Source organism: Mesorhizobium sp. WSM4823, assembly GCF_055811195.1.
Genome location: NZ_JBVVQL010000001.1, coordinates 711,794 through 733,132, shown reverse-complemented (window position 1 = coordinate 733,132; position 21,339 = coordinate 711,794). Strand labels below are relative to the sequence as shown.

General features: G+C 61.7%; 23 protein-coding genes. 10 read left to right on the top strand and 13 right to left on the bottom strand.

Annotation, left to right across the window (positions count from 1 at the left end):
- Window positions 1-106: 106 nt before the first annotated feature.
- The 3 genes from sbmA to AC0L26_RS03490 all read right to left on the bottom strand — a co-directional run bounded on the left by sbmA (window position 107) and on the right by AC0L26_RS03490 (window position 3,301).
- Entirely contained in the window at window positions 107-1,366 is a 1,260-nt protein-coding gene (sbmA, locus tag AC0L26_RS03500; RefSeq protein WP_352939508.1) for a peptide antibiotic transporter SbmA, read from the bottom strand.
- 121 nt (window positions 1,367-1,487) lie between these two features.
- Window positions 1,488-2,603 carry a YbfB/YjiJ family MFS transporter gene (locus AC0L26_RS03495; RefSeq protein ID WP_473631530.1) on the bottom strand — a complete coding sequence of 372 codons (1,116 nt, stop codon included), beginning with the start codon at window positions 2,601-2,603 and terminating at the stop codon, window positions 1,488-1,490.
- Between the two features lie 485 nt (window positions 2,604-3,088).
- Entirely contained in the window at window positions 3,089-3,301 is a 213-nt protein-coding gene (locus AC0L26_RS03490) for a hypothetical protein (RefSeq protein WP_473631270.1), read from the bottom strand.
- Between the two features lie 97 nt (window positions 3,302-3,398).
- Here AC0L26_RS03490 and AC0L26_RS03485 point away from each other — a divergent pair, with 97 nt between their 5' ends.
- From AC0L26_RS03485 to AC0L26_RS03475, 3 genes are all read left to right on the top strand, one after another.
- Window positions 3,399-4,313, top strand: a complete 915-nt coding sequence (locus tag AC0L26_RS03485) for a LysR substrate-binding domain-containing protein (RefSeq protein WP_473631269.1) — start codon at window positions 3,399-3,401, stop codon at window positions 4,311-4,313.
- Window positions 4,314-4,398: 85 nt separating this feature from the next.
- Window positions 4,399-5,655, top strand: coding sequence for an aminopeptidase (locus AC0L26_RS03480; protein ID WP_473631268.1), 1,257 nt, complete (start codon window positions 4,399-4,401; stop codon window positions 5,653-5,655).
- 45 nt (window positions 5,656-5,700) lie between these two features.
- Window positions 5,701-6,057, top strand: a complete 357-nt coding sequence (locus AC0L26_RS03475; protein ID WP_473631267.1) for a DUF488 domain-containing protein — start codon at window positions 5,701-5,703, stop codon at window positions 6,055-6,057.
- A 48-nt stretch (window positions 6,058-6,105) separates the two neighbouring features.
- On the opposite strand, the gene AC0L26_RS03470 is transcribed toward AC0L26_RS03475, so the two are convergent.
- The 5 genes from AC0L26_RS03470 to AC0L26_RS03450 form a co-directional block, all read right to left on the bottom strand.
- A complete protein-coding gene (locus AC0L26_RS03470; protein WP_473631266.1) occupies window positions 6,106-7,173 on the bottom strand; it encodes an ABC transporter ATP-binding protein in 1,068 nt (355 codons plus the stop codon).
- A gap of 35 nt (window positions 7,174-7,208) precedes the next feature.
- Window positions 7,209-7,934 (bottom strand): SDR family oxidoreductase, encoded by a 726-nt coding sequence (locus tag AC0L26_RS03465; RefSeq protein WP_127314342.1) that lies wholly within the window; start codon window positions 7,932-7,934, stop codon window positions 7,209-7,211.
- Window positions 7,935-8,002: 68 nt separating this feature from the next.
- A complete protein-coding gene (locus AC0L26_RS03460) occupies window positions 8,003-9,508 on the bottom strand; it encodes an ABC transporter substrate-binding protein (RefSeq protein ID WP_354494318.1) in 1,506 nt (501 codons plus the stop codon).
- A gap of 59 nt (window positions 9,509-9,567) precedes the next feature.
- Entirely contained in the window at window positions 9,568-10,440 is an 873-nt protein-coding gene (locus AC0L26_RS03455; protein ID WP_023799420.1) for a carbohydrate ABC transporter permease, read from the bottom strand.
- 1 nt (window position 10,441) lies between these two features.
- Entirely contained in the window at window positions 10,442-11,329 is an 888-nt protein-coding gene (locus AC0L26_RS03450; RefSeq protein ID WP_473631265.1) for a carbohydrate ABC transporter permease, read from the bottom strand.
- A 155-nt stretch (window positions 11,330-11,484) separates the two neighbouring features.
- Between AC0L26_RS03450 and AC0L26_RS03445 the strand changes: the two genes are divergently transcribed.
- Window positions 11,485-12,405, top strand: coding sequence for a sugar-binding transcriptional regulator (locus AC0L26_RS03445; protein ID WP_352937821.1), 921 nt, complete (start codon window positions 11,485-11,487; stop codon window positions 12,403-12,405).
- Between the two features lie 174 nt (window positions 12,406-12,579).
- On the opposite strand, the gene AC0L26_RS03440 is transcribed toward AC0L26_RS03445, so the two are convergent.
- Both AC0L26_RS03440 and AC0L26_RS03435 read right to left on the bottom strand, forming a co-directional pair.
- Complete coding sequence (locus tag AC0L26_RS03440; RefSeq protein ID WP_473631264.1) at window positions 12,580-13,389, bottom strand: HAD family hydrolase; 810 nt, start codon at window positions 13,387-13,389, stop codon at window positions 12,580-12,582.
- Between the two features lie 4 nt (window positions 13,390-13,393).
- Window positions 13,394-14,722, bottom strand: a complete 1,329-nt coding sequence (locus AC0L26_RS03435) for a sn-glycerol-1-phosphate dehydrogenase (protein WP_473631263.1) — start codon at window positions 14,720-14,722, stop codon at window positions 13,394-13,396.
- Between the two features lie 130 nt (window positions 14,723-14,852).
- Between AC0L26_RS03435 and AC0L26_RS03430 the strand changes: the two genes are divergently transcribed.
- Both AC0L26_RS03430 and AC0L26_RS03425 read left to right on the top strand, forming a co-directional pair.
- Complete coding sequence (locus tag AC0L26_RS03430; RefSeq protein ID WP_354494313.1) at window positions 14,853-15,836, top strand: sugar-binding transcriptional regulator; 984 nt, start codon at window positions 14,853-14,855, stop codon at window positions 15,834-15,836.
- A gap of 55 nt (window positions 15,837-15,891) precedes the next feature.
- Window positions 15,892-17,388 carry a xylulokinase gene (locus AC0L26_RS03425; RefSeq protein ID WP_473631261.1) on the top strand — a complete coding sequence of 499 codons (1,497 nt, stop codon included), beginning with the start codon at window positions 15,892-15,894 and terminating at the stop codon, window positions 17,386-17,388.
- Between the two features lie 66 nt (window positions 17,389-17,454).
- On the opposite strand, the gene AC0L26_RS03420 is transcribed toward AC0L26_RS03425, so the two are convergent.
- Window positions 17,455-17,817, bottom strand: coding sequence for an ArsC family reductase (locus AC0L26_RS03420; RefSeq protein WP_473631260.1), 363 nt, complete (start codon window positions 17,815-17,817; stop codon window positions 17,455-17,457).
- A 173-nt stretch (window positions 17,818-17,990) separates the two neighbouring features.
- Between AC0L26_RS03420 and AC0L26_RS03415 the strand changes: the two genes are divergently transcribed.
- Window positions 17,991-18,350, top strand: coding sequence for an ArsR/SmtB family transcription factor (locus tag AC0L26_RS03415; protein WP_473631259.1), 360 nt, complete (start codon window positions 17,991-17,993; stop codon window positions 18,348-18,350).
- A complete protein-coding gene (locus AC0L26_RS03410; protein ID WP_473631258.1) occupies window positions 18,347-18,826 on the top strand; it encodes an SRPBCC family protein in 480 nt (159 codons plus the stop codon). Before AC0L26_RS03415 ends, AC0L26_RS03410 begins: the two co-directional genes overlap by 4 nt.
- 12 nt (window positions 18,827-18,838) lie before the next feature.
- Here the strand turns inward: AC0L26_RS03410 and AC0L26_RS03405 are convergent, their stop codons facing one another.
- The gene (locus AC0L26_RS03405; RefSeq protein WP_473631257.1) at window positions 18,839-19,474 is read right to left on the bottom strand and encodes a 2'-5' RNA ligase family protein; all 636 of its coding nucleotides are present in this window, start codon (window positions 19,472-19,474) and stop codon (window positions 18,839-18,841) included.
- A 197-nt stretch (window positions 19,475-19,671) separates the two neighbouring features.
- On the opposite strand from AC0L26_RS03405, the gene AC0L26_RS03400 reads away from it, so the two are divergent.
- Together AC0L26_RS03400 and AC0L26_RS03395 are read left to right on the top strand one after the other, a co-directional pair.
- Window positions 19,672-19,938, top strand: a complete 267-nt coding sequence (locus AC0L26_RS03400; protein ID WP_473631256.1) for an AbrB/MazE/SpoVT family DNA-binding domain-containing protein — start codon at window positions 19,672-19,674, stop codon at window positions 19,936-19,938.
- Window positions 19,935-20,342: a type II toxin-antitoxin system VapC family toxin gene (locus AC0L26_RS03395; protein ID WP_473631255.1), complete on the top strand. Its 408-nt coding sequence runs from the start codon at window positions 19,935-19,937 to the stop codon at window positions 20,340-20,342. Before AC0L26_RS03400 ends, AC0L26_RS03395 begins: the two co-directional genes overlap by 4 nt.
- An 11-nt stretch (window positions 20,343-20,353) precedes the next feature.
- Here AC0L26_RS03395 and AC0L26_RS03390 read toward each other — a convergent pair whose 3' ends face one another.
- The gene (locus tag AC0L26_RS03390; protein WP_473631254.1) at window positions 20,354-21,337 is read right to left on the bottom strand and encodes a 2-dehydropantoate 2-reductase; all 984 of its coding nucleotides are present in this window, start codon (window positions 21,335-21,337) and stop codon (window positions 20,354-20,356) included.
- Window positions 21,338-21,339: the final 2 nt, after the last annotated feature.

Sequence of the window (21,339 nt, the reverse complement as noted above, 5' to 3'; positions counted from 1 at the left end):
AAGGGGTAGGCCATGAATATTCAATCGGCAAAGGCCGAGCTCTACGGCGCCCCCCCCGGGGGGGGGGGGGGGGGGGCCCCCCCCCCCACGTCCTTGTCCCAAAATCTCAGGCCGGGTCCTCGGCGCCTTGACGTTCGAGATAGCGCTGGTCGATTTCGGGCAGCGGTTCTCCTTCCAGCGTCGCCTCGAAAGCACTCAGGCGTTTGTGGATGGAGAGCAGTTCGACAATCGTTGGCCAGGCATTGACCAGATACTGAAATGAGGAACTGACCTGGCCGAAAGCAGTGGAAACCTGCTGCCATACGCCCAAGGTGATTGTTCCAGCAGCAATCGTGGGAATGAGGATCACGCTGGCGAAGATGGCATCTGCCTGCAGGTAGCCGGATCGGACGACATTGAAGTAGGCGTAGTGAAAGTAGAGAGTGAAGTAGTTGCGTCGGACATGGGAAAAGAGTTCGGCCACTGTGGGCGGCGCTGCACGCGCCGCATCGTCTTCGCCGTACACCAGTTCTTTGCGGTAGGCGGCCTCGACTCGCTGATTCTTGAACTCCAACCCTGGCAGTTTTATGCCGGCAATCATGAGAAGAAGGGTACCGAAAATCGACCAGGTGACAGCGGCTACAACCAGGGAATAGGGGATTTCGCCAACGAGCGGCAAAACCTTCACGTGGCTTGAGAGTTGGGCGAGCAAGGGCAGGAACGCGATCAACGTCATAACGGAGTCAACGAGCGAAACACCAAGGCCTTCCATCGTGGTGGAGAACCGCATCGTGTCCTCCTGCACGCGCTGAGACGCACCTTCGATGTGCCGCAATCTCTGCCAGTTCGTCATGTAGTAGTTATTCATCGCCGTGCGCCAGCGGAAGATATAGTGGCTGACGAAGAACCGGGTGATGACGAACAAGGCCATGCCCGAAGCGCCGATCCAGGCGTAGATCGAGAACATCGAATAGAGTTCGCCGGCGGTTACAGAGCCAGGCGTCGTGATCGCCTTCTGGAACAGATCAAAGAAGGGTCCGCGCCAGTTGTTCAGCGCCACGTAAATCTGCACACTGAGATACGTCGAAAACAAGATAAGCGCCGAACCGAGGATCGACCAATTCTGCCAGGGGTGAGGAGAATAAACGCGCCAGAAGGCGTAGAAGGCGCCAACGAGAAATCCAAAATAGATATAGAACCAGATAAACGGTTTGGTCCAGAAGATCGTCATTCCAAGGACTGGCGGCACGCCAGCCGCCGCCGGCGGCAGCCCGAAAACAGCGCCCAACTGCTCGCCCCCGAAAAACCAGAACAGGATTCCGGCAAGGCTCCAGACGGCGACCGAAGTGAAGAACAACTTCGGCTGCGGGAAGAAGGATACGAACACTGTGGCGAAATCCTCGGTCGATGCGCAAATCAGCGGCGTTGCTGTTCAGCGGGCATAAGGTCACACATCGGTCGGAATGAAAATGCCCGTGCCCGATGCCCATCCCCGAGCAAACCCACAATCATGGCGATTTTGGAGCGGCCGACCAAGCGACGACGCCGGAGGCTACCAAGACGGCGGCAGCCACGATCGAAGCCAGGAAGAAACCACCCGATGCTTGCGCCAGCAGTCCGGCGACGAGCGGGCCGATGATCTGGCCGAGGCCGAAGGAAGCCGTCATGACCGCGAAAGTCCGGCGCGGCGCCTGCGGTGCAAGCTGCCTTACGGCCTGGAGGCCGAGTGCGGTCATGGCCATGAATGTGGCGCCAAGCAGAAACCCGCCGAGCAGCGGCCCGGCGCGTCCGCCCATGGCCACGCTGGCGGTCACGCCGACCGCCTCGATGAGGCAACCTGCAAGACAGGTCGCGTAGAGGCCGATCCTTTCCGCGATCTTCTGCCACAGCCAGACCGAGGGAATTCCGGCAAGGCCGGTGACCATCCAGACGACCGCCTCGAAGACGCGGCCGCCGCCGCCCTGGCGGACGATGGCAACGAGAAACGTCGCCGTCACCACATAGCCGAAGCCGAACAGGCCGTAGGCGACAATCATTTTCAACAACGACCGGTCCTTCGGCAGCGCCGGCTCCCGGCGCGCAACGCCGTTGGTGGTCGAGGCAGGCCCCACCAGCAGGGCCACGACAGCGAGGCCGCAGCCACAAATCGCCGCCGACCACAGCCAGCCCGCCGCCCAGCCGGCATGTCCGGTGACGAGAACAGCCATCAGCGCCGCGGATACCGCTATGCCGAGGCCGACGCCGCCGAAATGCAGCGCCTGCAGGCCGTTGCGGTTGGCCGCAAGCAGATGGCCAAAGACGATGCTGGACATGAAGACCATGACAAAGGCACTGGCCAGACCGGCGAGAAAGCGGATGACGAGAAAGGCCGCCATCGTGTCGGTCAGTCCCATCAGCCCGGCGAGGATGGTGCTGGCGGCGAGGCCGGAAAACATGAGCATGCGCTCGCGGCCGTGGGCCCAGCCACCGGCGGCCGCAAGCGCGCCGATGAGATAGCCGAGATAGTTTGCGGATGCGATCCAGCCGGCATCCGCCGGCGACAGCGCAAGTTCCTCCATCATGCCGGGCAGGATCGGCGTGTAGACGAAGCGGCCGATGCCCATGGCAACGGCCAGGGCAATCATGCCGGCGAAGGCGAGACGCAAAGGGGACGGCGAAGCGGCATTCATTGCAGTGCACAATAGGTGCACGAGCCTGTCAAACAATCCGCTTGCGTTGGGCCAGAACGGGTTGCCGCAGCCGCAGACAGGCAGCTTCCAGCCGCCAATCTCCGACATTTGCGATTGGCCGCAGACCACCATGGCTTCGTCATCCCTGGGCGGAGCAAGGAGCGAAGCGACGCGGCGCAGACCCTGGGATCCATGCCGTGACATCCGGCGTAAAATGCGGCGGTTTGGAATGGCGCTCGTGTCCGCTGCGAAGAAGCACCCGTTTCTGATCCGTCGGAGCACTGCCGCCAGGCAACGGCATGGATCCCAGGGTCTCCGCGACGTCGCTTCGCTCCTGCTCCGCCCTGGGATGACGAAGGGAGGGATGGTTCAGCCAATCTCCAGGGTTTGCGATTTGTCCCTGAAAGGAACTGAGCCTGCTCCCTCCTCTGCTCGCATCTTCAGCCGCAGCCGGTTTGGGCCGTGCCGGTCTCGTACGCAGTGCGCCTGGCCGTCAGCCTGAACGGCACGTCGCCGAGCTCGCGCTCCGACATGGTATCGAGCACTGGGTGTGACATCGGATCGATCACCCATCTTGTGGTCTCGCTTTCACGCGACCGGCCTTGCCGCGTGTCAGCAGCAGAAAAGACCCTGAGAAATGATAAAATCTTCATAGGATTTTTCCTCCAAAGGTCTGCTTTCCGTCCAGATTCTGCCATTCCGCCCGGTATTTCAATTGAGATTTCGACCGTGCGAGTTTAGAAAAACTACATGGCAATACTGAACCGCGTCCATCTCAACGGCCTGCGCGCCGTGGAAACCGTCGCCCGCCTGGGGTCGCTTTCAGCTGCGGCGAGCGAACTCAACGTGTCCGCCAGCGCCGTCAGCCAGCAGGTCAAGCGAACGGAAGAGCAGCTCGGACAGGCGCTGTTCGAACGAACGGCGGGCGGTCTCGTGCTGACCGAATTCGGCACCGTCTTCACCGCGCGACTCGGGGCAGGCTTTCGCGAACTCGCCCAAGCCGTGGCGCTTGCCGACGAGGCTTCCGAATGCACGCTGGTAGTTTCGGTGGCGCCAGCTTTCGCGTCGAAGTGGCTGCTCCCGAGGCTGTCGCGTCACTTCGTCCGGCATCCGAATGTGCTTTTGCGCATCGACGCGTCGGTGCGGATTGCCGATCTCGACCGCTCGGACATCGACATCGCCATCCGGCTTGGCGACGGGACATGGCCGGGCGGGCGCGCTGAACTGCTGCTGGCGCAGGAGGTCTTCCCGGTCTGCGCCCCGGTGATCGCCGACAAATTGAAGTCGATCGAAGACCTCGCCCTGACCTGCGCGATCACCGACGAAAGGGCGATGATCACTTGGGAAAGCTGGTTCGAGGCCGCCGGGGTGAAGCCGGTCACCTTCCTCAAAGGCGCGCGCTTCACCGACCCGATGCTGTGCCTGGAATCGGCGATCGCCGGCCACGGCGTCATGCTCGGCTGGCAACTGCTGGCCGCCGACGCACTGGCTGATGGCCGCCTCGTCGCGCCCTTCGGCGTCCGCGCCCAGAGCGGGCTCGGTTATTGGCTGGTGACCTCCGCCGCCAAGACCGAAAGCCGTAAGGTCAGGGATTTCAAAGTCTGGATCCGCGAAGAAATAGCGGCGACGATGGTGCAATTCGGGTCGCTCACCAGCGCGAGTTGAACCTGCCCCGTGCAATCCAGGTGGAAAGGAGAGCAGTGCAGGTCTATGTAGGGAACCAGACTCCCACATCGCGACAGGCAGGATCATGACTACACATTCGCGCGGCGTTTCCGCAACGATCGACCCGGTGAAACTCGACAGGCTGGCCGAAGTCGCCATCAAGGTCGGGCTGCAGCTGCAGCCGGGGCAGGATCTGGTGCTGACATCGTCGATCGCAGCGCTGCCCTTGACACGGCGGATCGTCGAGCACGCCTACAAGGCAGGCGCCGGCCTGGTGACGCCGATCTTCAACGACGACGAAATCACGCTGGCGCGCTTCCGCTATGGGGCGGACGCCGGCTTCGACCACGCCGCCGGCTGGCTCTATGAGGGGATGGCGAAGGCCTTCGCCAACAATGCCGCCAGGCTTGCCGTGCGCGGCGAGGATCCTTCGCTGCTGTCGGCGCAGGATCCGGCGAAAGTGGCGCGCGCCAACAAGGCGAATTCGATGGCCTATCAGCCGACGCTGGAAAAGATCACCGGCTTCGACATCAACTGGAACATCGTCGCCTATCCCGACCTCGCCTGGGCGAAACAGGTATTCCCCGGCGATGCCGACGACGTCGCCGTGGCAAAGCTCGCCGACGCCATCTTCGCCGCTTCGCGGGTCGATGTAGAAGACCCGATCGGCAACTGGACAGCGCATAATGCCGCACTGCGCAGCCGCACCGAATGGCTGAACGGCCATAATTTCCATGCCCTGCACTTCACCGGACCTGGCACCGATCTGACCGTCGGTCTGGCCGACGGCCATGAATGGATGGGCGGCGCCTCGACCGCCAGGAACGGCATCACCTGCAATCCCAATATCCCGACCGAGGAGGTCTTCACCACGCCGCACGCAAGGCGCGTCGAGGGCCATGTGTCGAGCACCAAGCCGCTGTCCTACCAGGGCACGCTGATCGACGGCATCGCTGTGCGTTTCGAAGAGGGCCGCATCGTCGAGGCCAAGGCCAGCCGCGGCGAGGATGTGCTGAAGAAAGTGCTAGATACCGATGAGGGCTCGCGCCGGCTTGGCGAGGTCGCGCTGGTGCCGCATTCCTCGCCGATCTCGGCGAGCGGGCTGCTGTTCTTCAACACGCTGTTCGACGAGAACGCCGCCTGCCATATCGCATTGGGACAGTGCTATTCGAAATGCTTCGTCGACGGCGCCTCGCTCAGCCAGGAGGAGATCGCGGCGCGCGGCGGCAACAAGAGCTTCATCCATATCGACTGGATGATCGGTTCGGACAAGATCGACATCGACGGCGTCGGCAAGGAGGGCAGCCGCGTGCCGGTGATGCGCAAGGGCGAGTGGGCGTAAGCAGCCGCCAACAGCTGCCATGGCGGTCAACCCCCGGAGTTGACAATGAAACTCGATATCAGGGTCAAGCGCATCTACGAGCCACCCTCGCCCAGCGACGGCCAACGGGTGCTCATAGACCGCGTATGGCCGCGCGGCGTCCGGAAGGAAGACGCCGCGCTGACGCTATGGCTGAAGACCATCGCGCCTAGCGATGAATTGCGCAAATGGTTCGGCCACGAGCCCTCGCGCTGGATGGAATTCCAGCAGCGATATCGCGACGAGCTCGACAGGAACGGCGAGGCGGTCGGCCAGTTGCGCGCCCTGCTCGACAAAGATCGGGTGACGCTGCTCTACGGCGCGCAAGACGAAACGCATAACAACGCAGTGGCTTTGGCTGACTATCTCAGCCTAAAGGGTTGAGGCAGCACGCACGCTGCCGGGCCACACCCATGCCTTTTCGCGAATCGCTCAGGCGACGCGCAGTTCCGTGGCCGCATCGAACAGGTGCACCTTGCCCGGCAGCACCGAAAGGTTGATCGCGGTGCCGGCGTTGCGGCGCGCGTCACGCGGCACCACGGCGACGGCGTCGTATCCTGCCACGCGCAAGTGAATCTGAACATCCGCGCCGGTCGTTTCGGACAGCACGACCTCGCCCTTGATCTCGCCCGCATCCGAAATGCCGAGATCGTTTGGCCGAACGCCCATAATGACCTTTTGGCCTGGCTTTGCCTTGATTTCCGGTGAGAGGCCGATCGACACGCCTTCGGCGACGAAGCGAGGACTGCCGCCCGCGGTCTCGACGGTGCCGGCGATGAAGTTCATCGAAGGCGAGCCGATGAAATCAGCGACATATTTCGAGTTCGGTCGCTCGTAGACCTCGTCGGGCGTGCCGATCTGCATGATCCTGCCGGCATGCATCAGCACGATCTTGTCGGCCATCGTCATCGCCTCGATCTGGTCATGGGTGACGTAGATCGTGGTCGTGCCGAGACGATTGTGGAGTTGACGGATTTCCACGCGCATATGCGTGCGCAGCTTTGCGTCTAAGTTGGAGAGCGGCTCGTCGAAAAGGAACACGGCGGCGTCCCGCACCATGGCGCGACCCATGGCGACACGCTGGCGCTGGCCACCCGACAATTCCCTGGGGTAGCGCCCGAGGAAGGGCGTGAGATTCAGGATTTCCGCCGCCCATTCTACCTTCTTCCTGATCTCCGCTTTTGGCATTTTCGCCACTTCGAGACTGAAGCCGATATTATCGAACACGCTCATTGTCGGATAGAGCGCATAGTTCTGGAACACCATGGCAATGTCGCGGTCGCGCGGGTGAACGTTGTTGACCCGCCTGTCGCCGATCAGCAGATCGCCGTTGGTCACACTCTCGAGCCCGGCTGTCATGCGCAGGAGCGTGGTCTTTCCGCAGCCCGACGGTCCGAGGAGCACGACAAACTCGCGATCGGCAATGCCGAACGAGATGTCCTTCATCACCTCGACATGCCCGAAATTCTTGGCGATGTTCCTGTATTCAACGGTGGCCATTCTCAATCTCTCTTCGGACGACCGGATTCGGGTCGTCAGTATTTCTGCCTGGTCGGCGTGATGACGATTTCCTGCACGAGAGCGTTTTGTGGCATCTGATAGGTGTGCAGCATGAGGTCGGCGACGTGCTCCGGCCCGATCCCGCCGCCGATCTTGAGCTTGTTGGCCTTGTAGTTGGCTAACGTCTGCGGATCGAGAACACCGCTCAGAACTTCGGTTTCGATCACCCCGGGCGAAAGCACGACCACGCGAACATCATAGTCGGAAAGATAGTCGCGCAGCGATTCCGATACGGCGTGAACGAAGAATTTTGTCCCGCAGTAAACGGTATGATCGGGATAGACCTTCCGGCCAGCGATTGAACTCATCATGAACAGCGTGCCGTGACGGCGCTCCATCATGCCCGACATCACGGCGTGGACCGAATTCAGGACGCCTTTCGTGTTGATGTCGATCATCTCGTCCCATTCCTCGGGCGGCTGGCGGCCAATGTCGGCAAGACGCGCTATACCGGCATTGGCAAAGAGCATGTCGACCGGTCCGTATTCGGCTTCCGCCTCCTTCACGGCGGCTGCGATCGCGGCGCGGTCTCGCACGTCGACCTGCCGGGCCATGCTGTCGGGCAGGTTCAGTGCCTCCATGCGCTCCAGACGGCGGGCCATCATCAGAACAGGGTGGCCGGCACGCGAAAACACCTTGGCGACTGCCTCGCCGATACCAGAACTCGCTCCCGTCACCGCTACGAGCTGTTTTCCAGCCATTGTTTTTCCTCTTTGGGAATTGTCGATAGCCGGGGTGACGGACCTAAGGCCGCCACCCCAGGGAATACTCAGCCCTTGGCGACCAGATCGTCGACCTGGGTCTTCAGAGCGTCGAGCGACTCCTTGGCCGAGCCCGACTGGCCGGCGAAGTATTTGCCCAGCGCAACCGGGATCATGTCGCTCGAGAGTTCTGCCCATGCCGGCAGGTCGGGCTCGGATCCCATGTAGTTGGCGATGGTGTCGCGCACGACCGGCAAATGGCGGGTCGTGCCGGCGCCGACACGCGCGTTGGCCAGCACGCGCGGATCGTCATAGACGCTGGTGCGCGTTGGCCCCGTACCGCCGCCCAGAACGGTTATCAGGGCCTGGGTGTCGGCTGAGGTCGCCCACTGCATGAAGATCCAGGCAGCGTCCGGGTTCTTCGAGTATTTCGACACCGCGAGCGAAGAGCCGCCCTGGTGACCAACCCCCGGAATTTCGCCGAATCCGGTCTGCTCGACCGTGCGCAGCGTGGCGGCAGGTTTCGGCGGAACCATCGCTTCCATCAGACCGGAGACCTTGGACGCGTTGGGATCGTCGAAGAACGGGAAGAATTCGCCCCATGACAGCATCGAGGCGGCGACGCCCTGGCCGACCGACTGGCCCTCGCCATCCCATGTCCAGCCGTCGACGCCGGGAGGCATCGTCGCCTTGAGCTTGTCCCAATAGGCCATGGCCGCCAAGCCAGCTTCGTCATTGCCGGTGAATTTGCCGTCGGCGCCGAAAATCGAACCGCCATGGCCCCAAAGCCAGGCAGTCCAATCGCATTCGAGGCTGTAATGGCCTGACTTCATCTGGCCGCTGGTGCCGTACATGTTCGGGCCCTTGGCGTCGGTGATCGCCGCAGACGCCTGCAGCAAATCCTCCAGCGTGGCGGGGGGCGGCAACTTGAGCTCGTCCCATACGTCCTTTCGGTACTGCGTGATAAAGATCGGAATGTCGTAGGGCACGCCGACCATACTGTCCTTGTACATGGCGATACCGTCGACGAGCGGCTTCAGGAAATCGTCGATATTGTAGTTCGGCATTGCCAGTTCGGTGTTCTTGAGCTGCTCGCGCGGATCGAAGACGTCCTGGCTGAAGCTCGCCGCCCAGCTCTGGTCGATGTAATAGAGGTCGTAAGTGCCGAGGCTCGACGCCACGTCGAGCGTCAGCTTCTGCAGCACCTGCTCGAGCGGCAGCACTTCGATCTCGACCTTGATGCCGGTAGCCTCCTCGAAATACTGCTTGAGCTGCGTGGCGATGGCATTCGATGGCGGCGTCGATTCCGTAGCGAGGCGAAGGGTCGTTCCGGCAAAGGGCTTGCCGACATCCGAGAGCCATTTGGTGATTTCAGCACTGGGCTTCAGTTCCTGTTCCTGAGCCGATGCCTGGCTGATGCCGTAGAACGGGCGTCGTCCCAATCCCATGCCGAGCGCGCCGGCGCCGAGGCCGAGAATGCTTGCTGCGCGAAGAAACGAGCGCCGGTCCATCTGTCCGCGAACGAAGCGGTCGGTGACAGAGGCAAGATGCGCCTTTCTGATGCTGTCTTTCATTGTCTACTCCTCCGGTTTAATTCGCGATTTTCACAAGGCTGCGAATTCGAGCCTCCCATCTATTGTTTCAATGATCCCATCGTGAGACCGCGCACGAGGTGCTTTTGAACCAACAGAATGAAGATGAAAGCAGGAATGATGGATGCGGCGCCAAGCGCGGCCATGTTGCCCCAGGCGGTGCCGATCGAGGTGACGAAGGTCGATGAGACGACAGGCACGGTCTTGAGCGACGTGGTGGTCAGGGTCAGCGCAAAGAGGAATTCGGTCCAGCTGAAGATGAAGCAGAGGACCGCCGTGGCGGCGATGCCGCCCTTGGCCATCGGCAGCACGATCCGCCGGAAGATCATGAAGCGGCTGGCGCCGTCGACGATCGCGCTCTCGTCGATTTCTGAGGGGATGTCGTCGAAGAAGCTCTTCATCAGGAGGACGGCGAGCGGCAGGTTCATCAGCGCGTGAATCAGCACCATGCCGGTATAGGTGTCGATGAGCCCGAAATTCTTGTAGATGAAGAACATCGGAACCGCGACCGCGACGGGCGGCATCATGCGCGTGGACAACACCCATCCGACGAAACTGTGCCGGCCGCGGAAATTCATGCGCGACAGGGCATAGGCGGCGAGCGTGGCGATGGCGACGGCGAGCACGGTCGACAGCGTCGCGATGACGATCGAATCCCAGACGCGCGGCGCCATGTAGAAATTGCCGCCGCCCGGCGTCACGGTGATGCCGCCGCTGCCCAGCGAGATCCCGAACACCTTCTGGAAATTGTCGAAGGTCGGCGTGAAGGCGAACAGTTTCGGCGGCCGGTTGAAGATGTCGTTGCCGTGTTTGAACGCCACCGACGTCCAGTAGTAGATCGGAAAGAAGAAGATTGCGACCACAACCCAGGCGGCGATGGTGCGAAGCATGCGGGTGGAGAAGGAGCCGTTCATTCTACCATTTCACCTTCGCGATACGGATGAAGAGGTTGGCAATGACGAGGATGATCACGAGGGTGACGAGGCTGAGCGTGGCTCCATAGCCCCACTTTACGAAGCTGAACGTCTGCTGCCATGCATAGAGGGAAAGCGAATAGGTCGACGCTCCCGGCCCGCCTGATGTCATGACGAAGACGTAGTCGAAGACGCGGAATAGATCGATGCCGCGGACCAGGACAGCGATCGCGATCACCTTAGACATCATCGGCAGGGTGATGCGCCGGAAAATCTGGAACGACGACGCGCCGTCGATCATCGCAGCCTCGTAAGGCTCCGGCGGCAGCGCCCTAAGGCCGGCAAGGAAGATGAGAACCATGAACGGCGTCCACTGCCAGATTTCGGCGACGAGAACGCCGGCAAGCGCTGTCGACGCCGTGGCGAGGATGGGGTTGTTGGGATTGAGCAGACCAATCGACTGCAGGAGGTAGCTGATCACCCCGAACTGCGGATCCTCCATCAGCAGATACATCATGCCGACAATGGCCGGCGGAATGACGAGCGTCATCGTCAGCACGCCGCGCAGAAAACCGAAACCGAAGCCGTCGCTGTCCAGGAGCAGCGCGATCGCCATGCCGAGCACAAGCTCAAAGACCAGCGCGATGGCGAAATAGGTGAAGGTGATGACGAGCGATTGCCAGAACCGTGTGTCGTTCCAGAGCTGCACCCAGTTTTCCGTTCCGACGAATTCGAGCGCCCGCCTGCGCGGGACGAACTCGTGGAAGCTCAGCCAGATGTTGTAGAGCAGCGGATAGACGGTGAAGACAAGCAGGATTGCCACCAGCGGCAGCAACCATGGCAGCGGATGGTCCGAAATGACGAAACGTCTGGCTTGGGCAACCCGCACGCGTTCCTCCCGAACCGCTTCGTTTTGCGATGCACAAATGTTCATATCTTGTGCATTTGTTCAAATGCTATATCGTCACCATGTCCGTGGCAAGCACTTGTTGGCCGGCGACAGCGGCGTTCGGACGGGTGCGCCACCAGCATCGGAGGACCCCCATGACGTCGATCGGCCTCCTGGCACGGGTAGCCCACCAATATTTCGTGCTGGGTGAAACACAGCAGGCCATCGCCGAGCGGCTGCAGATCAATCGCACCAAGATCCACAGGCTGCTGGCCGAGGCCAAGGAGCGCGGCATCGTCTCGATCCGCATCAACGCCGGGACGTCGCAGGCGCTCGAAATGGAAGAACAGCTCAGGCGGAAGTACCGGCTCGACATATGCAGCGTTACGCCTAATGACACCGGGTCGGAGCTCGGGCTCTCCGAAGTGATCGGCATCTATGCCGCGCAGACCGTCGAGACCCTGCTCAGGGACGACATGACGGTCGCCATGGCGTGGGGCCGAACCATGAGATGGCTCGCTTCCAACATCGAACCGGTGGCGCTCAGGAACGTTACTGTCGTGCCGCTCCTCGGCTCTCTCTCGCGCCGGTCGTCGATCGACAAATACGACGCCGCCGCCGTCTTTGCCCAGCGCACTCAGGCCGAATCCTATTACCTGCCCGGACCCATCATCTGCGACAGCCGCGAAAGCCGCGAGACGATCCTGCAGCAACCGAGCGCGCGCGAGGTTATCCAGAAGGCGCTGAACGCCGACCTTGCGCTGATGAGCGTCGGCGGCACAACCAGTTCGACGCTTCGCAGCGTCGGTTATATGACCGACGAGGAATTCGACGACGTCCTCAGGATGAAGCCGATCGGGAACTTTCTCGGTTATTTCTTCGACCGGAACGCCGAGCTCATCGACCATCCCGTGAATGAACGCATCGTCGGGGTTTATCCTCTCGACACGCTGAACATTCCCAAACGCGTCCTTGTTTCCGGCGGAAAGAACAAGGTCGGCATCATGGCCAAGCTCCTGGAAAAGGGGTTCTTCACCGGCCTCATCACCGACCAGGAGACGGGCAGCTCGCTTTGATATCCGCCGACCGGAATTGCGGTAGGTGCTGTGCGATGCTGCCTGTTGCATCGCGCCTGCTTTCATCCGAAAGCAGACTGTCGGCAGATCTTTCCTAAGCCGTCCCTGGTTCGGTTCCATCGCCTGCAGAACATCCTTTTGCGTCTTTGCGGCCGCACGCTTCGCGCCGGCCGGTCAGACCTCCCCCGACCTCCGGTTTGCCAGGATCACGTCGGCAATCTCGACGAAGCCGCGACCACCCCGCGACCTCGTGACGAAAGCGGGTTCGGCATCGATCTGTCCCTGGAAATCCATCACATTCGCGACCCCGAACGCGTTCGGAAAGAACCCGAACATCGGGGCGTCGTTCGGGCTGTCTCCGACGAATGCATAGGCCTGCCTTTCAGCATCGAGGTCGGTTCCCAGCCTCTCGCTCGCAAAGCGGCGCGTCATCGACAGCTTGTCGTAGCGGCCAAACCAGCCGTTTACATGGATCGACGAAATCTTGGCGACGGCGCCGGCCTGCTCGAAGATCTGCTTGATGCGCCTGGCATCGGACAGCGGCAGCGCCGGAACATCTTCGCAAAAGTCGATGGCCAGATCGGCTTCGCGATATTGCTGGTCAGCGGATACGGCCGAGCCTGGCACTTCCTGGACGATGCGCTTTTCCAGTTCGATGAGCCGGCGCCTGTTTTCCCGGCGTTCCTCAGCGCTCGCGGCGAAAACCCGGATCATCTTTCGCGTTGCGTGATCATAAGCGAAGTAGAAAGCGCCATTTTCGCCAACCACGCCGGTCACCGGCCAGAACCGGGCAATCATGTCGCACCAGCCTGCCGGTCTCCCGGTAATGGGAGCAACGACAAGGCCCGCCTCATGCAGGCGTTCGAGCGCACGGTAGGCATCGGCCGGAAGACGACCGTCGGTCGTCAAGGTGTCGTCGATATCGCAGAAGACGCCGCGAATGCGCGAGGCAGTTTCGGGTCCGAATTCGGCGAGGTCGCGCATCCGGTCAGGCTTCCCCGCGAGCAAAATCCTCCAACATCCCTGCATCCGCAGCAACGTCGAGGAACGAAAATCGATTGCGCATCTCCCGGCAGTGAACGACGGCCTCGCGATAGAAATCGGCCGGCGTGCCCAGTTCGGCCGCTGAAATCGGCCCGCCGGTGGATTTCAGCAGGCCCAGCATTTCGTCGACTGGCACCATGAATTGCTCGAGCTCCTGCCTGAGCGCCGGCCAGAGCTCCTGCAGGCGCTCGTTGAATGCGGCGGCGGCATTCTCGTCGAACGCCTTTTTCTTCAGTTCGTCGAGACATTGTGCGGCGACAGCCGGCCCCATGCGGCGGACCATGTCGTCAGGATCTATCTTCGTCGCCTTCACCACCGGCGGCTTATCGCTTGCAAGCATTGCTTGCTGCAGCCGCGCCATGGTCAGTGAAGCGACACCGACCTGGGTGCCGTGGAGCGTACCGGGGTGACGCTCGCCGGCGAAGCAGTCGATGTAGTGCGATATCTGATGCTCGCCCATGGAGCCGTGATTGGAGACGCCGGTGAAGGAAATGCCGAGGCCGCAGAGCGTCAGCACGCGGTAGAGATAGCCATTGGCCTCGATGTCGTGTTCGGCAAGCTTTGCCGCACGCTCGTTGAGCGCCGCCTCATCCTTTTCCTGAATGAGGAACGGCACCTGATGATAGGCAGTGCCAAGCAGGCGGTGCGACATCCACCAGTCGATCTGGGCGACCGAGCGGCAAAGGCAGTCACCGAACCCCGCCGCCGACAGATAGGTCGGGGCGGCAGCGGAGACGCCAAGATCGACAAAAAAACCTGATGGCGCGTGGGAAGGCAGCGATACTTTCAGGCCGCTTTCCAGTGTGATGGACGCCGTCGTCGATGTGTAGCCGTTCATCGAACCGGCTGTCCCGAACACGCAATAGCGCCGTTCGTTCCTTCCGGTGACGAACTTGCAGAGATCGTTGATCGTGCCGGAACCGACCGCGACCACGGCTTCCGCATCGGCGAGTTTGACGGCCAGGCTTTCGACGTTGGCCATGTCGGCATGTGGGTGATCCAATATCACGACATCGACAGGACCGAGCGTCTTCAGCTCGCGCGCAACGCGTTCGCCAAGTGCATCATAGGTCGCGGCATCCGCAACGACCGTGAACCGCTCACCCAGCTCGAGCTCAGAAACGAGATCGGCTGCCCGTCCTTCGAGGCTTTCTTCGATGACAATCCGGTCATACGGCACCACCGCCTTTTGCCCGGTCTCCGGGTTGGTCCAGCGCCCGTCCAAAATGTCGTCGATTAATGTCGTCCAGGATCCGGCTGCCGGATTCGTCATGGCGTCCTCTTCTGGGGCATCGATGCGCAGGAACATTGCGTCATCGAACAATAGTCACTTAGCACTGTCTTTTGTCAAGCATCTGCCCGCAACGCTTGACTTCGTTCTGCAAACCTGCGGAAAAAGGCGCATGAATGCCAACGCCGACATCGACGCGGTCCGACCATCCGGGCTCTCGGCACTGCCGTCCGAATTCGACAGCGCGGTGGCGTGGGCGGCTTGGCTCTACTATGTCGACCAGCTCAACCAGAGCGATGTGGCGAAGGTCATGAACGTCTCCAGGGCGAGCGTGGTAAACTATCTGCAGGAGGCTCGCGAAAGCGGACTTGTCGCCGTCCAGGTCGACCACGACGCTTTTGCCCGCACCTTGACTTCGCGGCGGCTCATGGAAAAATTCGGGCTTCGCGGCGCGGCGGTTATTCCCGACCTCGATCCCAACGATGCCGACCGCCGCATCGGCGAAGCGGCGGGACGGTTGCTCGCCTCTATGGTCGATCCGGGCGACACGATCGGCGTTGCCTGGGGAAAGACGGTGCTCTCTGCCGCCCGCTCGATCCCGCGACTACGCCACGATCGAAACCTCACCGTCGTCCAGCTCTCGGGAAGCTCGATCGGCACCAGCGATTTTTCGCCGGAATTCTGCACCTCTCTGATGGCCAATCGGCTCGGAGCCCGCTGCATCAACCTGCTTGCCCCGGCGATCGTCTCCACCGAGGAACTGCACGACGAGCTCATGCAGGAGCCGATGCTCGTCAACCAGTTCCGTATGATACGTGCCGCCGGCAAGGTCATCTTCGGGATCGGCGATATCGGGCCGGAGAGCACCTATGCCCGAGCCGGGATATCGGACGCCGCGGCACTTGCCGGCATGATCGAGCGGGGAGCGCTCGGGGTCATCATCGGCCGGTTCATCGATGCTCAGGGAGCCCCTTTCGCAACGCCGCTCGACGGACGCACCGTCGGCATCACGCTCGACGAATTGAAGGAAGTTCCGATCCGCATCTGCGCTGCCGGTGGCGTCCGCAAGATGGGGGCGATCAGGGCTGGGCTCGACGGCGGATACGCGACACATTTTGTCACCGACATGGCCACCGCGAATTTTCTCTTGGAATAACCAGCACTCGGAATAACCGGCACTCGGCGGAATTCATCGTCTCGGGAGGACAAATATGGGCAGCAGCGACGGACCTCTTGTCGTCGGCCTCGACAGTTCGACGCAATCCTGCAAGGCGATTGCGTGGACCCGGGACGGGCGAGCCGTGGCGGAAGGCCGCGCGCCGCTCGATCTAATGAAGCCACGGCCCGACTATGTCGAGCAGGAGGTCGCCGACTGGTGGCGGGCCGCGACGGCGGCGCTGCGACAGCTTGTCGGCACGGTCGATGCGAAACGCATCGCCGCTGTCGCGATCTCCAACCAGCGCGAGACCGTTGCCCTCATCGACGGCGCCGGCGAGCCGATCGGACCTGCGAGCCTCTGGCTCGACGAACGTGCCGCCGGGCTGGTCGACCGTTTCGCGGCGGAGATCGGCCGTGAGCGACTGCACGCGATCACCGGCAAGCCGATCGACGTGACGCCGGTCGTCTACCGCCTGAAATGGCTGCGCGAGAACGAGCCGGAACGGTTGGACCAGGCGAGGAAAATCCTCGACGTGCACGGCTATCTGACGCTGAAACTGACGGGAACGCCGAGTGCGAGCTGGACGAGCGCCGATCCGTTCGGTCTTTTCGACATTTCGCGCAAGGCATGGTCGCAGCCGCTCCTCGATCACCTCGGCATCAAGCCGTCGCAACTTCCCAATGCGGTGCGGTCCGGCACCCGGATCGGGGCCGTTCATGCCGCGGCGGCCGCTGCAACCGGTCTCGCCGAAGGAACGCCGGTGATCGCCGCCGGCGGCGATGGGCAATGCGCCGGGCTCGGCGTCAACGCCATGCGCGACGGCGTCGTCTATCTCAATCTCGGAACTGCGATCATCGCGGGAATCTGGTCGCGGGAACCGGTGGTCGGCGCCTTCTGGCGGACCATGACCTCGCCGACAGGCGATGGCTATTTCCTCGAGGCAGTGCAGCGGGCCGGTGTCTATTTCGTCAACTGGTTCGTCGACACGTTTGCCGGCGGACGCTCCGATCCGGCGATCTTCGACCGTCTGGAAAGGGAAGCGGCTGCCGTCCCGATCGGCTCGGACGGACTTCTCGCCGGATCCACGCTGGTCGGTTGCATGGATCCGCATTGGGATCCGAGCGCACGCGCGAGCTTCATCGGCATGCACCCGTCGCACACGCTCGGCCACTTTTATCGCGCGGGGCTCGAGGCGATGACGCTGCAAACCGCCCGAGCCCTCGAAGAGATGCGCAGCCATGGTCTTTCGCCCACGCAAATGGTGGCGATCGGCGGTGGCGCCAACAGCAAGCTTTGGACAAAGATGATCGCGGACGCAACCGGCATCTCGATCCACAAGGGTCACAATGCCGAAGCCTCCTCCCTCGGCGCAGCCATCAGCGCTGCGGTCGGCATTGGATGGTTCGAGAGTTTTGCCGAGGCCGCGGACGCCATGACGAGCATCGCCGAGACGATCGAACCGGACCCCAGCGACCGCGAAGCGTGGGACGCACTGTCGGCCAGGCAGGCCAAGGTCTTCCCCGCGACCCAATTCGCCTGGCGGAATTGAGACCGGCGCGGACAATGCACTAGTCGTCATGAAAATAGCGAGCTTGCGAAAGCGTCGCCATCCCGGCTACGCCTTCTTTAACCCGCCTAAAGCCTGCTGGTAGACATCAGGCTTGAAGCCAACCAGTATGCGGTCGCCGATCTCCAGCACCGGCCGCTTGATCATCGTCGACTTGGTCAGCATCAGCGCCTTGGCTTTCTTCTCGTCGAGGCTCAGCTTGTCCTTGTCGGACAGTTCGCGAAACGTCGTGCTCGCTTTGTTGAGCAGGATTTCCCAGCCGACCTTGCCGGACCATTCGTCCAGCCGGTCAGCGTCCAACCCTTCGACCCTGTAATCGTGAAAGCGATAGGCGACACCGTGGCTTTCCAGCCAGACACGCGCCTTCTTGATCGTATCGCAATTGGTGATGCCGTACATGGTGATGGTCAAAATTTTGCCTTCGGGCTGATCGCTTGTCGATTCCGACCGCACCCTAAAACCGCACGTTCCACTTTGCCAGCGGCACCGCCAGCATCTTCGAATTTCGCGCTTGCAAATACTAAGGAATTTTCCTAAGTATCTTCCGAACCAGCTTTGGCCATGATCAGAGGCGCAAGAACGACGTGACCGTTTCAACAAGCCCACAGACCGCAAGCATCCCACCGATCGACGGCATTTTCCGAGCGCTCGCCGATCCAACCCGCCGCCGTGTCGTCGAGCGGCTGAACAGAAGCCCCGCCTCAGTCAGCGAGCTTGCCCAGCCCTTCGACATGGCCCTGCCCTCCTTCGTCGAGCATCTCAAGGTGCTGGAAGGCTGCGGGCTGGTGCGCTCGCAAAAGGCCGGCCGCGTCAGGACCTACCAACTCGCGCCTGAGCCGCTGAAGCTCGCGGAAAATTGGCTGGCAGAGCAGCGTGCGCTGTGGGACCGCCGCCTGGACCAGTTCGACGCCTACGTCATGACACTCAAGGAGAAAGATATATGAGCATAGTGTTCAAACCGGACCCCAGACTGGACCTCGTTCTCGAACGCGTCGTCGACGCGCCACGAGAACTGCTCTGGACCGCCTACACCAAGCCTGAGCATGTCCGCCAATGGTTCACACCGAAGCCGTGGATCATCACGGATTGCGAGATCGATCTTCGGCCCGGCGGCCTGTTCAGGACCCGCATGCAGTCCCCTGACGGCAAGGAGGTTAACGACCGCCATTGCTGCTATCTCGACATCGTGCCGAACGAGCGGCTGGTATGGACCGATGCGCTGCTGCCTGGCTATCGGCCGTCGGGAGACCCATTCATCACAGCGGTCATATCATTGCAGCCGGAAGGCAAGGCGACGCGCTATACCGCGACCGCCATCCATCGGGATGAGGCCACGCGGAATAACCACGAGGAGATGGGCTTTTTCTATGGCTGGGGCACCGTGGCCGACCAGCTTGCGCAATACGTCAAGACGATCTGACACGGCGTCTTCTCACATGGCGGCCAAGGCGTCGTCCTGGTCGCTCAATTGCCAGCGGCCATAGAGTTGATACCGGCCCTGCCCCAGGAAACTGTGGATGAGCACAAAGTCCCGCACCGTCCAGCCGATCGGTTCGATGACCCGTTCGCCTGGCTTCGCGACACGCGCCCTGTCGCGCAGCAAGGTGACATGAGGTTCGAAGGAATTCGCCACGAAGGGCTTCAGCGGACTGTCGGAGAGCGTAGCGCCGAGGCTGCGCCAAAAGGTTTGCAAGGCTGGGATGCCGTCGCTGCCACGCAGCACCAAGGCGCCGCCGCCGAAGACCGACAGGCGATCGAAGGAGACGTCGAACGATGCCGCCTGAACGAGGCCGCCGGCGCGGCAGGCGGCTTCCACAAGCGACATTGGCAATCCGTCATGATCGCCGAGCCCAAACAGCGAGATATGCAACTGCTCTGCCGCAATGAGCTTGCCGCGCAGGCCCAACTCACGTTGCCAGCCAGCCGCCTTCAGCGCCAGCGGTGTAGCGATCGTGCTTTCCAAAAGAATGGCGAAGAACAGCCGATCGTTGCGCCGCTGGTCCGGCTCGTCCCAACGGAAGAAAGTCTGGCCGTTCCTGCCGATTCCGAATGAAGGCAGTTCGTTCATGGCTATCTCGTCCGGCAAGTTGTGTCCGACCAAGATTTTTAGAACAAAAGGCGAACAAATTAAATGGAAAAATGCGGAGACGTCTGCAAATTGGTTCGATGGCCGGCCGGCCCACGCGCGAATGGCAGGGAAAGCCGACGCTTGAACGTAATGCACTTTTGCATTACGTTCAGGCTAGCCAATCGGGAGATTCTGCGATGACGACACTGACCGTAACGGCACGGGGGCAGGTCACTTTTCGGAAAGATGTGCTCCAACACCTGGGCATCAAGCCGGGAGAAAAAATTGAATTGGATTTGCTACCGGATGGTCGGGCAGAGCTAAAAGCATCGCGGCCGAGGGGATCGTTTCGGGACCTTCATGGTTTCCTGAAAGGGAAGACGAATGGCCAGGTTCTCACTATTGAGGAAATCAATGAGGCAATTGCCGAGGCTGGTGCGGCCGCCGGGGCCGGCAAGGAATGAAGATCACGGCTGATACGAATGTTCTGCTCCGCGCCTATGTGGCTGACGATGCCAAGCAAGCGAGTGCCGCTGTCGAGTTGCTGGCAACCGCTGAAATCGTGGCTGTAAGCCTACAATCCCTCTGTGAATTCACGTGGGTCTTGGCCCGCCAATATAAGACTGCTTGTGAAGACATTTCAGCCGCGATCCGTGCCTTGCTGAATACGGAAAATGTCGTGGTCAATCGGCCCGCAGTAGAAGCTGGTCTATCGGTCCTTGATGCTGGTGGTGATTTTGCTGATGGTGTGATTGCCTATGATGGTAGCTGGCTAGGCGGGGAAGTCTTCGTTTCCTTTGACAGAAAAGCCGTAAAGCTTCTTTCTTCACAAGGGCATTCGGCCCGTCTCCTAAAGGCGAGCGTCTGATGACCCGTGTCTTACGTCAGATAGCAGCCGCGCTCGATGGCGAGGCGACGCACCAGCGCCAGCACGTTGTCGATGGTGGGCGTCGGCTGGCCGGTCAGCCGGCCAAGCTCCTGGACCGCCGTCACCAGCGCGTCGATCTCCATCGGCCGGCCGCGTTCCAGATCCTGCAGCATCGAGGTCTTGTGCTCGCCGACGTCGCCGGCGCCCTTGATGCGGCGGTCGACATTTATCGGAAAACGCATGCCGAGGCTTTCGCCGATCGCCTGCGCCTCCAGCATCATGGTGCGGGCAAGCGTGCGGGTTGCCTCGTCGGCAGCGATTGCGGCAAGCGTGCTGCCGGTCAGCGCGGAAATCGGGTTGAAGGAGAGATTGCCCCAGAGCTTCACCCAGATTTCGCCGCGGATGTCGTCGCGAACCGGCACCTGTAGCCCCGCTGCAACCATTTCCTCGGCAAGCCGCGTGACACGCTCGCTCCTCTCGCCCGAGGGCTCGCCAAGCGAGAAGCGTTTTCCCTCGATATGGCGGACCAGGCCGGGCGCATCCACTTCGGCAGCGGGATAGACGACCGAGCCGATGACGCGATCCGGCCCAAGCCGGTCCCAGATCACCCCACCGGGATCCACCGCTTGCAACCGCGTGCCTTCGAGCGACCCGCCGATCCTATGGAAATACCACCACGGCACGCCATTCTGCATGGTGACGACGGCCGTCCCCTCGCCCAGCAGCGGCGCGATCTGGTCGAGCGCCGGTGCGAGAGAATGGGCCTTGAGCGCCAGAACGACATAGTCCTGGACGCCTAATTCCCCGGCCTGTGCGGCGGCCCTGACAGGGGCGACGGATTCGTGCCCGTCTTCGATCAGGCGAAGCCCGTTCGCCTTGATCGCGTCGAGATGCGCGCCGCGCGCCACGATCGACAGTTCGACCCGGCCGGCCATGGCAAGTTTGGCCGCGAGATAGCCGCCGATCGCGCCGGCGCCAAAAATAGTGATCCGCATCA